The sequence below is a fragment of the Kluyvera sichuanensis genome, assembly GCF_040930405.1.
GTDB lineage: Bacteria > Pseudomonadota > Gammaproteobacteria > Enterobacterales > Enterobacteriaceae > Kluyvera > Kluyvera sichuanensis.
Window position 1 is genome coordinate 1,149,358 of sequence record NZ_CP162271.1, and the last position, 13,249, is coordinate 1,162,606.

15 protein-coding genes and 1 riboswitch are annotated in these 13,249 nt (G+C 58.3%); of the genes, 12 read left to right on the forward strand and 3 right to left on the reverse strand.

The annotated features are described in order from the left end of the window. Positions 1-4 precede the first annotated feature (4 nt). From paaK to paaY, 3 genes are all read left to right on the forward strand, one after another. Positions 5-1,321, forward strand: a complete 1,317-nt coding sequence (gene paaK / locus AB2B48_RS05715; protein WP_185666270.1) for a phenylacetate--CoA ligase PaaK — start codon at positions 5-7, stop codon at positions 1,319-1,321. A 165-nt stretch (positions 1,322-1,486) separates the two neighbouring features. Further along, positions 1,487-2,413: a phenylacetic acid degradation operon negative regulatory protein PaaX gene (gene paaX, locus AB2B48_RS05720; protein ID WP_185666271.1), complete on the forward strand. Its 927-nt coding sequence runs from the start codon at positions 1,487-1,489 to the stop codon at positions 2,411-2,413. Positions 2,414-2,424: 11 nt separating this feature from the next. Then, entirely contained in the window at positions 2,425-3,021 is a 597-nt protein-coding gene (gene paaY, locus AB2B48_RS05725; protein WP_185666272.1) for a phenylacetic acid degradation protein PaaY, read from the forward strand. 88 nt (positions 3,022-3,109) lie between these two features. Here the strand turns inward: paaY and AB2B48_RS05730 are convergent, their stop codons facing one another. Then, positions 3,110-3,997, reverse strand: coding sequence for a LysR family transcriptional regulator (locus AB2B48_RS05730; RefSeq protein WP_368301061.1), 888 nt, complete (start codon positions 3,995-3,997; stop codon positions 3,110-3,112). 133 nt (positions 3,998-4,130) lie between these two features. Here AB2B48_RS05730 and AB2B48_RS05735 point away from each other — a divergent pair, with 133 nt between their 5' ends. From AB2B48_RS05735 to pptA, 4 genes are all read left to right on the forward strand, one after another. Further along, positions 4,131-4,400, forward strand: a complete 270-nt coding sequence (locus AB2B48_RS05735) for a DUF1778 domain-containing protein (protein ID WP_185666274.1) — start codon at positions 4,131-4,133, stop codon at positions 4,398-4,400. Next, positions 4,394-4,873 carry a GNAT family N-acetyltransferase gene (locus AB2B48_RS05740; protein WP_368301062.1) on the forward strand — a complete coding sequence of 160 codons (480 nt, stop codon included), beginning with the start codon at positions 4,394-4,396 and terminating at the stop codon, positions 4,871-4,873. Before AB2B48_RS05735 ends, AB2B48_RS05740 begins: the two co-directional genes overlap by 7 nt. An 11-nt stretch (positions 4,874-4,884) precedes the next feature. Then, positions 4,885-5,439, forward strand: coding sequence for an AAA family ATPase (locus tag AB2B48_RS05745; RefSeq protein ID WP_368301063.1), 555 nt, complete (start codon positions 4,885-4,887; stop codon positions 5,437-5,439). Between the two features lie 71 nt (positions 5,440-5,510). Further along, entirely contained in the window at positions 5,511-5,738 is a 228-nt protein-coding gene (gene pptA / locus AB2B48_RS05750; protein ID WP_035897392.1) for a tautomerase PptA, read from the forward strand. A gap of 91 nt (positions 5,739-5,829) precedes the next feature. On the opposite strand, the gene AB2B48_RS05755 is transcribed toward pptA, so the two are convergent. Continuing rightward, positions 5,830-6,411 (reverse strand): flavin reductase family protein, encoded by a 582-nt coding sequence (locus AB2B48_RS05755; protein ID WP_368301064.1) that lies wholly within the window; start codon positions 6,409-6,411, stop codon positions 5,830-5,832. Positions 6,412-6,623: 212 nt separating this feature from the next. Here AB2B48_RS05755 and AB2B48_RS05760 point away from each other — a divergent pair, with 212 nt between their 5' ends. The 5 genes from AB2B48_RS05760 (at position 6,624) to AB2B48_RS05780 (ending at position 11,828) form a co-directional block, all read left to right on the forward strand. Further along, positions 6,624-7,325, forward strand: coding sequence for an ABC transporter ATP-binding protein (locus AB2B48_RS05760; RefSeq protein WP_185666278.1), 702 nt, complete (start codon positions 6,624-6,626; stop codon positions 7,323-7,325). Further along, positions 7,322-8,281, forward strand: coding sequence for an ABC transporter substrate-binding protein (locus AB2B48_RS05765; RefSeq protein ID WP_368301065.1), 960 nt, complete (start codon positions 7,322-7,324; stop codon positions 8,279-8,281). Before AB2B48_RS05760 ends, AB2B48_RS05765 begins: the two co-directional genes overlap by 4 nt. Positions 8,282-8,379: 98 nt before the next feature. Continuing rightward, on the forward strand, positions 8,380-10,032 hold the full coding sequence (locus AB2B48_RS05770) for an ABC transporter permease (RefSeq protein WP_368301066.1): 1,653 nt from the start codon (positions 8,380-8,382) through the stop codon (positions 10,030-10,032). A gap of 78 nt (positions 10,033-10,110) precedes the next feature. After that, on the forward strand, positions 10,111-10,956 hold the full coding sequence (nhoA, locus tag AB2B48_RS05775; RefSeq protein WP_368301067.1) for an N-hydroxyarylamine O-acetyltransferase: 846 nt from the start codon (positions 10,111-10,113) through the stop codon (positions 10,954-10,956). Between the two features lie 83 nt (positions 10,957-11,039). Then, entirely contained in the window at positions 11,040-11,828 is a 789-nt protein-coding gene (locus tag AB2B48_RS05780; RefSeq protein WP_368301068.1) for an MBL fold metallo-hydrolase, read from the forward strand. 129 nt (positions 11,829-11,957) lie between these two features. Here AB2B48_RS05780 and AB2B48_RS05785 read toward each other — a convergent pair whose 3' ends face one another. Beyond that, positions 11,958-12,971, reverse strand: coding sequence for a magnesium transporter (locus AB2B48_RS05785; protein WP_368301069.1), 1,014 nt, complete (start codon positions 12,969-12,971; stop codon positions 11,958-11,960). A 53-nt stretch (positions 12,972-13,024) separates the two neighbouring features. After that, a riboswitch (M-box (ykoK) riboswitch) is annotated at positions 13,025-13,208 on the reverse strand. Positions 13,209-13,249: the final 41 nt, after the last annotated feature.

Sequence of the window (13,249 nt, forward strand, 5' to 3'; positions counted from 1 at the left end):
CAAAATGACAACTACAACAAAATTAGATCCGATTGAAACCGCATCGCGTGACGAGTTACAGGCCCTGCAAACCGAGCGCCTGAAGTGGACGCTGAAACACGCCTACGAAAATGTCCCGATGTACCGCCGTAAGTTTGACGCGGCGGGCGTACACCCTGACGATTTTCATGAGCTGAGCGACCTCGCTAAGTTTCCCTGCACCACCAAGCAGGATCTGCGCGACAACTATCCGTTTGATACCTTCGCGGTACCGATGGAGCAGGTGGTGCGTATCCACGCGTCGTCCGGGACCACTGGCAAGCCAACCGTCGTTGGCTATACGCAAAATGATATCGATACCTGGGCGAACATCGTCGCCCGTTCGCTGCGCGCTGCTGGCGGCTCGGCGAAGGATAAAATTCACGTCGCCTACGGCTATGGCCTGTTCACCGGCGGCCTGGGCGCGCACTACGGTGCCGAACGCTTAGGGGCAACAGTGATCCCGATGTCCGGCGGCCAGACTGAGAAACAGGCGCAGCTGATCCGTGATTTCAAACCCGACATGATCATGGTGACGCCGTCTTACTGTCTGAACCTGATTGAAGAGCTGGAACGCCAGATGGGCGGCGACGCGCGCGGTTGCTCACTGCGTACCGGCGTCTTTGGCGCTGAACCGTGGACCACCGGCATGAAGGCGGAGATTGAACGTCGCCTGGGCATTACCGCGCTGGATATCTACGGCCTGTCCGAAGTGATGGGGCCGGGCGTGGCGATGGAGTGTATTGAAACCGCCGACGGCCCAACCATCTGGGAAGACCATTTCTTCCCGGAAGTGGTCAACCCGGAAGACGGTACGCCGCTGGCCGACGGCGAGCACGGCGAACTGCTGTTCACCACGCTGACCAAAGAAGCGCTGCCGGTGATTCGTTACCGCACCCGCGACCTGACGCGTCTGCTGCCGGGCACCGCCCGCACCATGCGCCGTATGGATCGCATCAGCGGGCGCAGCGACGACATGCTGATTATTCGCGGCGTGAACGTCTTCCCGTCGCAGGTGGAAGAAGAGATCCTCAAGATTGAACATCTGGCGCCACACTATCAGCTGGAAGTCGATCGCCGTGGGCATCTTGATTCACTGTCGATTCGCGTTGAGCTGAAAGAGAGTAGCCTCGTGCTGAGCCACGAGCAGCGCTGTCAGATTTGCCACCACCTGCGTCATCGCATTAAGTCGATGGTGGGCATTTCAACGGACGTTAGCATCGTCAACTGCGGCAGCATTCCTCGCTCCGAAGGCAAGGCCTGCCGCGTGTTTGACCTGCGTAAAGCCGCTGCCAACGGCTAAGCCCCGTAGCCCGGCCGAGCAACGGTACAAACGCGACGCCGGGTTTTAGCACTGTGCCATCCCCGGCGTCACTTCGTTCGGCCGGGCTACAAATTCCTGGCGTATCGCTGCTTTATTCCTGTGCTATGATTCAAAAAGGACAAAAACAACAACACTATGAATCATATGGAAAAACTCGATAGCTTTATCCAGCAGGCGGTCACCGCGATGCCGATCAGCGGCACTTCGCTGATTGCCTCACTGTACGGTGACTGTTTATCTCAGCGCGGTGGCGAAGTCTGGCTTGGTAGCGTGGCGGCGCTGCTGGAAGGGTTGGGCTTTGGTGAACGCTTTGTGCGTACCGCGCTGTTTCGCCTTAACAAAGAAGAGTGGCTGGACGTCGTGCGCATCGGCCGCCGCAGCTTCTATCGCCTGAGCGACAAAGGGCTACGCCTGACGCGTCGCGCCGAGAGCAAAATCTATCGCGCCAACGCCCCAGAATGGGACGGCACCTGGCTGCTGCTGCTTTCTGAAGGGCTGGAAAAAAACACCCTCGCCGAAGTCAAAAAACAGCTTATCTGGCAGGGGTTTGGCGTGCTTGCGCCGAGCCTTTTGGCCTCGCCGTCGCAAAAGCTGGCGGACGTACAGTCGCTGCTGCATGAAGCGGGCGTGGCGGAGAACGTTATCTTCTTCGAAGCCCATTCGCCGCTGGCGCTCTCCCGCGCCGCGCTGCGCGAGCGGGTAGAGGAGTGCTGGCATCTGACCGAACAGAACGCCATGTACGAAGCGTTTATCACGCTGTTCCGCCCGCTGCTGCCGCTGCTGCGTGATGCCGAAGCCGATGAGCTAACGCCGGAGCGCTGCTTCCAGATTCGCCTGCTGCTGATCCACTTCTATCGCCGCGTGGTGCTGAAGGATCCGCTGCTGCCGGAAGAGCTGCTGCCTGCCCACTGGCTGGGCCAGACCGCGCGCCAGCTCTGTATCAACATCTATCAACGCGTGGCCCCAGGGGCGCAGGCTTTCGTCAGTGAAAAGGGCGAAAGTTCGGTGGGCGAACTGCCTGCGCCGGGGCCGCTCTATTATCAGCGTTTTGGGGGATTGCCCGAAGCGTAACAGGAGAAGCCATGCCGATTTATCAGATGGACGGAATGACCCCGGTGGTTCCGACGGAAAGCTACGTTCACCCGACCGCCGTACTGATTGGCGATGTGATCCTTGGCAAAGGGGTTTATGTTGGGCCAAACGCGAGCCTGCGCGGTGATTTTGGACGTATCGTGGTCAAAGATGGCGCTAACATCCAGGATAACTGCGTGATGCACGGTTTTCCCGGCCAGGATACGGTGGTGGAGGAAGACGGGCATATCGGCCACGGCGCGATTCTGCACGGCTGCGTAATTGGCCGTAATGCGCTGGTTGGCATGAGCGCGGTGATTATCGACGGCGCGACCATCGGCGAGAACAGCATCGTTGGCGCGTGCGCATTCGTGAAAGCGCGGGCGGAAATGCCCGCCAACCATCTGATTATCGGTAGCCCGGCGAAGGCGATTCGTAGCTTAACCGAGCAGGAGCTTGAGTGGAAAAAGCAGGGGACTCGCGAGTATCAGGTGCTGGTCGACCGCTGCCAGAGAACGCTGGTTGCCGTTGAGCCACTAACCGAAGAAGAGCCGGGCCGTAAGCGTCTGGAGTTTGACGAAAACCTGCAGCCTAAATCTGCTATTTAATCCGTATTTCCCCGGCGTCACGTTGCTCGGTCGGGCTACCGCGCATGTAGCCCGGCCGAGCAACGCGACGCCGGGACGGCTCTGAGGCCTAATAGCGCAATGCCTCCACCAACAGTGCGAACGCGGTGGTGTGCTGCCGACGGCTAGGATAATAAAGGTAATAACCCGCAAACGGCACGCACCAGTCGGCCAGCACGTGCTGCAAGCGCCCGGCGGCAACGCCCTCGGCTATCGTATCTTCCGGCACATAGGCCAGCCCTAATCCCGCCTCGGCAGCTTCAATACGCTGTGGCAGGCAGTTAAGCGTTAATTGCCCCTCAACCCGCACCCGCAGCGGCTCGCCGTTGTGTTCAAACTCCCACGCATACAGCCCGCCTTTGGTTGGCAGACGCATATTGATACAGCGATGTTGCTGCAACTCATGCGGCGTTTGCGGTACCCCGTGATTTGCCAGATACTCCGGCGAACCGACCACCGCCATGCGCATATCCGGGCCAATGCGCACGGCAATCATATCGCGCGCGACCTGTTCCCCTAAGCGGATGCCCGCATCAAACCGTTCGTCGACAATATCCGTCAGGCCGTTATCGACGGTGACCTCGATATTGATATCCGGGTACTGCTGCATAAACGGCTTAATGCGCGGCCAGATAATGGTGTTCATGGCGTGCTCGCCCGCCGTCAGGCGAATGTTACCCGCCGGACGTTCGCGGGAATCGCGCAGGGCGGCAATCTCCTGGGCAATCTCTTGCAAATGCGGGCTCAGGCGCTGATAGAGTTTTTCGCCCGCTTCGGTGGGGGCCACGTTGCGGGTGGTGCGCGTCAGCAGACGCACATCGAGACGGCTTTCCAGATTGCGCATGGCATGGCTCAGCGCTGACTGTGAAACGCCCAACTGCGCCGCCGCGCGGGTAAAACTGCGCTCGCGCGCCACGACCATAAAAGAGATGAGATCGTTGATATTGTCTTTCAGCATGGGATGTGGCCATTAATGAATCTGGTTCATGATTCAGCAGTGTAATCCGCGTATTCGCGATCGCCAAGAGATATACAGTGGCGATTTCTTGCGCTAAAATTATGTATATCTATTGTATATACACGGAGGCGAAATGCCTAACAGAGCAAAAGAGGCCCCCATCAATTTACGGGCAACGCCTCGGCAGCGCGATCTGATCGATCGAGCAGCACAGCTAAACTCGCTATCCCGCACCGATTTTATGCTCAATGCCGCCTGCGAAAAAGCGCAGGAGGTGTTACTTGACCAGCGCCTGCTGGTGGTAAGCGAAGAGCAGTTCGCTGAATTTCAACGTATTCTGGATACGCCGCTGTCGGAAAACGCTGGTTTTCAGGAGCTGATGAGCGACAAATATTCATGGTGAAGGATCTGACGGAGAAGTTTTCTCCGGCGCACCTGATAGCGGATTTTTGCTCCGGTGAACCGGTACTGGATGACTGGTTAAAACGTCGCGCCTGGCAAAATGAGGAGACCGGCGCAACCAGGACGTTTGTACTTTGCTCGGACGTTGATAAGCGCGTGATGGGTTATTATTCGCTGTCGACCGGTGCAATCCAGCGTGAAGCGGTTCCCGGCGCGTTTCGGCGCAATATGCCAGAACCGATCCCCATTGTGCTGATTGCGCGCTTTGCCGTTGATGTCGACTACCAAAAGCAGCGCTGGGGTGGCAAATTACTGCGAGAAGCAGTGATGCGCACCATGCTGATTTCACAGGTTATTGGCGTACGCGGGCTGGTGGTGCATGCGCTAAGCGATAATGCGAAAGCCTTTTATCAGCGCTTCGGCTTTGTTGAATCCCCGTTGCAGCCCCATACGCTGGTACTGCCGATTCGTTAATCAGGACATTCATGAAAATCAACGTGGTAGGCACCAGCGGCGTGGGGAAATCGACGCTGGCAAAACGTCTGGCGGCGCTGTTTTCCGTGCCTTATATCGAGATGGATACGCTGTACTGGCGGCCAGACTGGCAGGGCGTCACCGATGAGGAACTCTTTGCCGCGCTGGCGCAGGCAACCGCCGCCCCCGGGTGGGTACTGGACGGTAACTACAATCGTAGTCGCCCGGTAAAGTGGCGCGAGGTGGATCTGGTGGTGTGGGTGGATTACAGCTTCTGGCGCACTTTCCGCCAGGCCGTATGGCGTGCCGCAAGCCGCGCGTGGCGACAGCAGGAACTGTGGCCAGGCACCGGTAACCGGGAGAGCTTCCGGCGTTCCTTCTTTAGCCGTGACTCCATCATCCTCTGGACGCTGAAAACCTGGCGTCCAAACCGCGAGCGCTATCTGCGGGATATGGCCGATCCCGCGTGGCAGCATATCCGCTTTGTGCGGTTGCGTAATCAGCGTGAAACCGAAGCGTTTATCGCGCAGTTGCTGGCAGAAAAAGCGCAGCAATCTGGTGCTTAAGCGCACGAAAAGGCAGTGGTTTACGCCAGGCTATGATAGCTTTATGGCTCTAACCATAAGGAGCCCTGCAGATGCCACACGTTGATATCAAATGTTTTCCCCGCGACCTGAACGACGAACAAAAAACCGCGCTGGCAGCGGACATCACCGAAGTATTAATTCGCCATCTGAATAGCAAAGAGGGTGCCGTTAGCGTTGCCCTGAATCAGGTCCAGCAGAGCGACTGGCAGCAGGTGTGGGACACCGAGATTGCCCCACATATGGATGAGCTGATTAAAAAGCCAGGCTACAGCATGTAATCCTTGGTAGCCCGGACGAGGCGCTAGCCGACTCCGGGGAGGCGCGGCGCTATTCCCGGCGGCGCTTCGCTTGGCCGGGCTACCATTTGGGCTACTCCTCAGGCGTGTTTGCGCGAATCTGTTTTCCACTGGCCACAAACGTTCCCGCGCCGAGATGATGCAGCGTATTGCGCTTATCGTCGTCGAAATTCCAGCGTCCGGCAACAAACGCCTGTTCATCCGCCGCGGCGGATACCACTTCGCCAAACAGCGTATCGTACTGCCCGGCGGCGGCCGTGGCGGGCAGCAGTCGGCACTCCATCCATGCCAGACATTTTTCTTCAATCACCGGCAATCCCAGCACCGGGCCTTTCACTACCGGAATGCCGTAGGCGTTAAATTTATCTTCATCGCGTCCGCTGATGCTGCCTACCGCGTAGGTCCAGCTGGCGGCAGCGACGCTCGGTACCACAATTCCGAAGGTGCCGTTACGCTCAATAATTTCCCGTGACCAGGCGCTCTTATCGACCACGATGGCGATACGCGGCGGCTCAAACTCCACCGGCATTGACCAGGCAGCGGCCATCACGTTGCGGCGCTGTGAGTCGACGTCAAAGCTGGTGATGAGGACAGTGGGGCCGTGGTTGAGCAGGCGGCTGGCGTGATGAAGTTCAACGGGACGAAAACGGCTCATAAGGATTTCCTGAATAGTAGGATGCGATGAGCTACACACTAAATCGCAATAAAAGCGTAATCAATACGTCATATCACCTGCCTATAGTCGCCAGCACTAAGTCCCAAAGAGGATAACAATATGTTGGCTCCCCTGATGTTTATGCAGGTGAGCGCGGCCCGTCGGCGTTCGACCACGGGTGATGCATCGCTTTCCAATTGGGGAGGGCGAAAATGCGCGCGCTGACTGGCATTCGGCTCGATGGCGTTTCCTTCGCTTTCGGTGCCACCACCGTTCTTAATCACATCAACCTGCAGATCGATGCGGGCAGCATCGTGGCATTGCTTGGGCCTTCCGGCTGCGGCAAAAGCACGTTACTGCGCCTGCTGGCAGGGCTCACCGTTCCTGCTGAAGGTGAAATCCATTTCGGCGACCGTCTGATTGCCAGACCCGGCTGGGGGCTACCGCCCGAGCAGCGGGATATCGGCATGGTTTTCCAGGACTACGCGCTGTGGCCGCACATGACCGCCGCTGAAAACGTCGCCTTTCCGCTACGCATGCGCGGCGTGGCTCGCGATGAGCGGACGCGTCGGGTTAATGACGCGTTGTCGATGGTCGGTCTCTCTGGCTTTGGCGAACGTAAGCCGTCCGGGCTCTCTGGTGGACAGCAGCAGCGCGTGGCGCTGGCAAGGGCGATCGTCGCCGAACCGCGGGTACTGCTGTTTGATGAACCGCTTTCCAACCTCGATAGCGAACTGCGTGAATCGTTATGTCTGGAGATGAGCCGACTGCTGCGCCAGCTCGGCATCACCGCCGTGTACGTCACCCACGACCGCCGCGAGGCCGAACTGTTGGCTGACCGAATTGTGCACCTTTCTGCGGGCAGCATTGCTGCTGTTCGCACCGTTGCTTCTACCTCAGGGGAACTTGTATGAAATCCGTTAAAAAAGGCGTTGCGCTCGCGATGATGTTATCTGCTTCGATGATTTCCAGCGCCCATGCGCTGACCGTATACACCGCAGGCCCTGGTTCGCTGGCTAAGAATCTGGCCAGCGGCTATGAAAAGAAAACCGGCGTGAAGGTGAATATCTTCCAGGCCACCACCGGCAAGGTGATGGCGCGTCTGGAGGCCGAGCAGGCGAATCCGCAGGCGGACGTGCTGATTTCCGCGTCATGGGACACCGCTGAAGATTTACACGGCCGTGGCTGGCTGCTGCCGTATCAGAGCGGGAATGCCGATAAGGTGCCAGCGGCGCTGAAATCTACCGACTTTGTGGCGCAGGGTATTTCGGCACTGGGGATTGTCTGGAACACCAAAAGCGGTACCCCGGAGCCGAAAGAGTGGCGCGACCTGACCGAAGCGGCGTTTAAAGACAAAGTCACTACGCCGGACCCGGCGCTCTCCGGTGCCTCGCTCGATTTGCTGATCGGGTTACAGAATGGCATGGGTGATAAAGCCTGGGCGCTGTTTGATGAGCTGAAAAAGAACGGCATGGTGGTGAGTGGGCCGAACGCGCAGGCGGTCACCCCGGTGATGCAGGGGGCTAAAGCGGCGGTATTCGGCGCGGTGGACTATGTCTCCTACGGCAATATCGACCAGGGCGAATCGCTGAAGGTGATTTTCCCGGCCAGCGGCACGGTGATTGCGCCGCGTCCGATGATGATCCTCAAAACCACCCAGCATGCGGATGAGGCGAAAGCCTTTATTGACTATGTACTGTCGCCGGAAGGCCAGGCGATGGTCGCCGACGCATGGCTGATGCCTGCGCGCAGCGATGTGTCCGCCAAGCGCCCGCTGCTGAACGACCTGAAAGTGTTGCCAACCACCAGCGACGGTAGCAGCGAACGCAGCGCCGTTCTGGCTCGGTTTAATACGCTGTTCGGGCAGTAAATTTCCGTAGCCCGGCCGAGCGAAGCGACGCCGGGAGTTAGCTTGGTGCACAACCCCGGCGGCGCTTCGCTTGGCCGGGCTACAATCTGGAACTTCGGGTGAAACAAAAATCCCTCTCTCTCGTCACCCTCATCGCCCTGGTGGTGCTGGTGGCATTGCCGCTCTTTTTCATCCTGTTACAGGCTATTTTTCCGCAGTTCAGCGCCGGTTCGCTGCATAAGCCGTTTAGTGGAATAGCCACTTTACTCAACGATCCTCAGTTGATGCCGATGCTCGGCGGAACCTTGTGGATTGCCTGCGGCGTGGCGCTGATGAGTGTGATTATCGGCCTGCCGCTCGGCGTGCTGCGCGGGCTGTTTAACCTGCCGCTGCCAAAACTGTGGGATCTGCTGTTTTTAATTCCGTTTCTTACACCGCCGTATATCGCCGCGCTCTCATGGATGTTGGTGCTTCAGCATAACGGCTACTTGCAGCAGTTGACCGGCTGGGATCTGAATGATCTGCTGTTTAGCCGCACGGGGATCGTGCTGGTGATGACCCTGAATATCTTCCCGGTGGTCTATTTTGCCGTCTCGCGTAGCCTGCTGGCGAGCGGGCAGCGGCTGGCTATCGTCGCGCGGGTTCACGGGGCGAGCGCCTGGCGGGCATTCTGGCACGTCACGCTGCCAATGCTTTCCCCGGCGCTGGCGGCCGGGATGCTGCTGGCCTTTACCCTGGCGATTGAAGAGTACGGCGTGCCCGCCGCGCTGGGCTCAAGGTCTGGCGTGGTGATGCTCACCGTGGGTATTGAGAAAAAGCTGGCGGACTGGCCTATCGATCTCACCGGCGCATCGTTGCTCTCTGTGCTGCTGATTACCGTGGCGTTGCTGGCCTGGTGGCTGCAAAAACGGTTGACGGGAACGACTGAAGTCACCAGCGTTACCGGAAAACCGGGGGAGAACAGCGGGGCGTCGCTCGGTGTTATGACGCTTCCCGCGCTGCTGGTGATGGGCGGCGTTGGCGGGCTGGCGGTGCTGCTACCCGGTGCGTCAATGGTGGCAACCAGCCTGATGGGTACGCTCTCCGGCGGGTTGACCAGGGGCAACTTTACCCTGAAGCACTTCAGCGCGCTGTTCGCGCAGCAGGGCGATGCGCTATCGGCGTTGGGCACCAGCTTATCGCTGGCGCTGGCCTCGGCGCTGATTGTCGGCCTGCTCGGGCTGGTGGCGGCCTGGCTGGTACTGGTGCAGAAAATCAAAGGCAGCGCATTGATTGATGCGCTGTCGCTGATGCCCGCAGCGTTGCCGGGGGTGGTGGTGGGCGTTGGGTTGATTCTGTTGTGGAATCAGCCGTTCTGGCCGCTCTCACCTTACAATACGTGGTTTATGCTGCTGCTCTCTTATTGCTGTCTGCTGTTGCCGTGGCCGGTACGCTATGTCGGCAGCGCGCTGCGTCAGCTGGGGAATAACCTGGAACCGGCGGCGCGTGTGCACGGTGCGTCGCCGTGGCAGGCGCTGCGGTTGATTGTGCTGCCGCTGGTGTTTCCGGCGCTGCTGGCGGCGATGCTGATGGTGTTTGCCGTCGCCTCACGTGAGCTGGTGACCTCACTGCTGCTGGCACCTGCGGGAACGCAGACCGTGGCGGTGTTTATCTGGCGGCAGTTTGAGCAGGGTTCGGTCGGCCAGGGAATGGCAATGGCGAGCCTGACGCTGTTCGTCGGGCTGGGGTTAATGCTGACCGCGCTGGGGCTGATGCAGCGAAGTACACGGTAGGTTAACCGATCGCACAAATCGGTCAGTGGGCAGGGCAAAATAGGTTATAAAGAACGGACACCAACGCTGGAGGCTTTGATGACCCCTTTCTTAAGCGCCTATTTTGCTCGTCTCGGTTGGACGGGCACCCCTGATGTATCGATTGAGACGCTGCGCAGTCTGCATATCCACCACAACAGCGCCATTCCGTTCGAGAACCTTGATGTGCTGTTGCCGCGCGAGATGCACCTCGAAGATCAATCGCTGGAAGATAAGCTGGTTCACGCGCGTCGCGGGGGCTACTGCTTTGAACAAAACGGTCTGTTTGAGCGCGTGCTGCGTGAACTCGGTTTCCACGTGCGCAGCCTGCTGGGGCGTGTGGTGTTGGCGCATCCGCCGCAGATGCCGCCGCGAACCCACCGCCTGCTGCTGGTGGACGTGGACGGTGAACGCTGGATTGCCGACGTTGGTTTTGGCGGGCAAACGCTGACCGCGCCAATCAAGCTGCTGGCGGATATTACCCAGACCACGCCGCACGGCGACTACCGTCTGCTGTATGAAAACCAGGAGTGGATTTTACAGTTCAGCCATCACGACCACTGGCAGTCGATGTATCACTTCGACCTGGGCCGTCAGTACGCGTCGGATTACGTGATGGGCAACTTCTGGTCGGCGCACTGGCCGCAGTCGCATTTCCGTCACCATCTGCTGATGTGTCGCCATCTACCCGACGGTGGCAAAATGACGCTGACCAACTTCCACTTTACCCATTGGGATAATAACCATGTGGTTGAGAAGATTGATTTCCCGGACGTGCCCGCGCTGTACGAAGCGCTGCAAACCCGCTTCGGGCTTGGCGTGACCGATCCGAAATACGGCTTTAGCGTCAGCGAACTGGCGGCCATCATGGCGGCATTCGACACCCACCCCGAAGCCGGAAAATAACCCGTAGCCCGGCCGAGGCGAAGCTGACGCCGGGGTTTGGCGCCGCGTTGCCCCGTAGACGTAATTTTCAGGGATGAAATGATATGGCCTTAACGATCCGTGTATTACTTGAAAACCATCTGGCTTGCGGGGCCGATAGCGGTCTGAGAGCCAAAGCGGGATTAAGTCTGCTGATCGAGGATGAAACCACCGCCATTCTTTTCGACACCGGCCCCGATAACAGCTTCCAGCACAATGCCGCGCAGATGGGTATTTCGCTGGATAACCTCACGGCGACGGTGCTTTCACACGGTCACTACGACCATTGTGGAGGCGTGCCCTGGCTGCCGGATAATAGCCGAATTATTTGCCACCCGACCATCGGCAACGAGCGCTATGCCGCGCTAAGCGTGGCGGGGCGCAGCCATAAAATCAAAAAGCTCTCGCTGGAGATTGATTACGCTCGCCATCGTATGGAATACACCCGCGCGCCGCTGCACATTAGCGACCGTTTTATCTGGTCAGGCGAGATAGCCGTTGATCGCCCTAAAGCCTACGGCGTGACCGGCGATAAAACGGATTACGTGGTTGATGAGGGCGTGCTGATTTATCTGTCCGAACGCGGGTTGGTGATTATTACCGGCTGCGGGCATCGCGGGATTATCAACATTGTGCGGCACTGCCAGCAGATTACCGGGATCGACAAGGTTCATGCGCTGATCGGCGGCTTTCATCTGCGCTGTGCTTCGCCGCGGACGCTCTGGCAGGTCAGGCGGTTCTTGCACCAGTTAAAGCCCGATAAAGTGATGGGCTGCCACTGCACCGGCGCGTGGGGTAAGCTGTGGCTGCCGGAGATTATCTCCCCAGCAACCGGCGACACCTTTACCCTGTAGCCCGGCCGAGGCGAAGCCGACGCCGGGAATTAGCTCGGAGCGAACCCCGGCGGCGCTTCGCTTGGCCGGGCTACGGGAGTGTAGGCCTGATAAGCAAAGCGCCATCAGGCATTCAGCAGCGGTAACGCGTTAATTTAACCCTAAGAAATGCTGGGCGATTTTGAAGTAGATAATCAGCCCGGTGCCGTCAATCAGGGTAGCAATAAACGGCGCGGAGACCACCGCCGGGTCGATGCCAACGCGTTTGATGACTAGCGGGATCACCGAGGAGACGACTGCGCTCCAGATAGTGACGCACACCAGCGTCAGGCTGACAATAAAGGTGATTTCCGGGCCAATGCCCATGATCCACGCCCGCAGGCAACCTGCCGCGCCGAGCGTGATAGCAACCAGCATCGCCGTCGACATCTCTTTACGCAGAATACGCCCCAAATCCCTCAGGCCCACTTCGCCCAGCGCCATGGCGCGCACCAGCGTTGAGGTGATCTGCGTGCCGCTGTTGCCCCCGGTACCAATCAGCAGCGGGATAAAGAACGCCAGCGCAATAGCAGACTCCAGCGCCTCTTCAAAGTGCTGAATTACGGTGCTGGTGTACGCTTCGGCGATAAACAGCAGCAGCAGCCAGACGGCGCGTTTTTTCCACAGCGTCACCGGGCTTATCTCCAGATACGGTTTTTCCAGCGGCAACGTCGCGCCCTGAAGCTGGGCGTCTTCGGTGATTTCATCGGCTAACAGCTGGTCTATCTCTTTTTCATTCAGGCAACCGATAAGCTTGCCGTTTTCAATCACCGGCAGTAGCGTCAGACGATGCTTTTCGATAAGGCTCGCCGCCACGTCGCGGGTATCATCCGGGCTGACGTGGAATAACGTGGTGGTCATCAACTGCGCGACCGGCTGATTATCATCGGACGCCTGTAACAGCGTGCGCGTCGATAATATTCCGCGCAGATTGTCGCCGGACACCACGAATACGGCGCAGGGGAAATGGTCGTCATTTAATTGTCGCAGAAACAGCTCGCGCGCTTCTTTTACGCTAAGCGGTTCCGGCAACGAAATAAACGTTTTCGACATGTAGCTTGAGATAATATCGCCCGTAGTTGGGGCGGTTGGGTAGTGCGGCGCAGTGGCATGAATATAAGACATCAAAATGTTCCCTATAGAAATTCTATATAGGGCGAACAAAACTGGAAATGACAGAGAAATCCCTACGTCCCGGTTTTAGCACTGAACAACGTATCTGTACGGCCTTGAGCCGTCAGAAGTTATCTTGGCAACACCTTGATTCGATGGATGCCTGTATTTCCCTGTGATGGTCTCTCTCGATACCACCAGGGCGATAACTTATGTTTATTCAGGAGCCTCGCCATAACAAGATTATTAATTACGATGCTGAGTGAATTTATATTTCCCGTGTGCCATCA

Bases quoted from the DNA above. Each gene is read 5' to 3' on its own strand.
- AB2B48_RS05760 (WP_185666278.1), top strand. From the start codon at position 6,624: ATGCGCGCGCTGACTGGCATTCGGCTCGATGGCGTTTCCTTCGCTTTC.
- paaX (WP_185666271.1), top strand. From the start codon at position 1,487: ATGGAAAAACTCGATAGCTTTATCCAGCAGGCGGTCACCGCGATGCCG.
- AB2B48_RS05785 (WP_368301069.1), bottom strand. From the start codon at position 12,971: ATGTCTTATATTCATGCCACTGCGCCGCACTACCCAACCGCCCCAACT.
- paaK (WP_185666270.1), top strand. From the start codon at position 5: ATGACAACTACAACAAAATTAGATCCGATTGAAACCGCATCGCGTGAC.
- paaY (WP_185666272.1), top strand. From the start codon at position 2,425: ATGCCGATTTATCAGATGGACGGAATGACCCCGGTGGTTCCGACGGAA.
- AB2B48_RS05730 (WP_368301061.1), bottom strand. From the start codon at position 3,997: ATGCTGAAAGACAATATCAACGATCTCATCTCTTTTATGGTCGTGGCG.
- AB2B48_RS05755 (WP_368301064.1), bottom strand. From the start codon at position 6,411: ATGAGCCGTTTTCGTCCCGTTGAACTTCATCACGCCAGCCGCCTGCTC.
- AB2B48_RS05745 (WP_368301063.1), top strand. From the start codon at position 4,885: ATGAAAATCAACGTGGTAGGCACCAGCGGCGTGGGGAAATCGACGCTG.
- nhoA (WP_368301067.1), top strand. From the start codon at position 10,111: ATGACCCCTTTCTTAAGCGCCTATTTTGCTCGTCTCGGTTGGACGGGC.
- pptA (WP_035897392.1), top strand. From the start codon at position 5,511: ATGCCACACGTTGATATCAAATGTTTTCCCCGCGACCTGAACGACGAA.
- AB2B48_RS05740 (WP_368301062.1), top strand. From the start codon at position 4,394: ATGGTGAAGGATCTGACGGAGAAGTTTTCTCCGGCGCACCTGATAGCG.
- AB2B48_RS05765 (WP_368301065.1), top strand. From the start codon at position 7,322: ATGAAATCCGTTAAAAAAGGCGTTGCGCTCGCGATGATGTTATCTGCT.
- AB2B48_RS05780 (WP_368301068.1), top strand. From the start codon at position 11,040: ATGGCCTTAACGATCCGTGTATTACTTGAAAACCATCTGGCTTGCGGG.
- AB2B48_RS05735 (WP_185666274.1), top strand. From the start codon at position 4,131: ATGCCTAACAGAGCAAAAGAGGCCCCCATCAATTTACGGGCAACGCCT.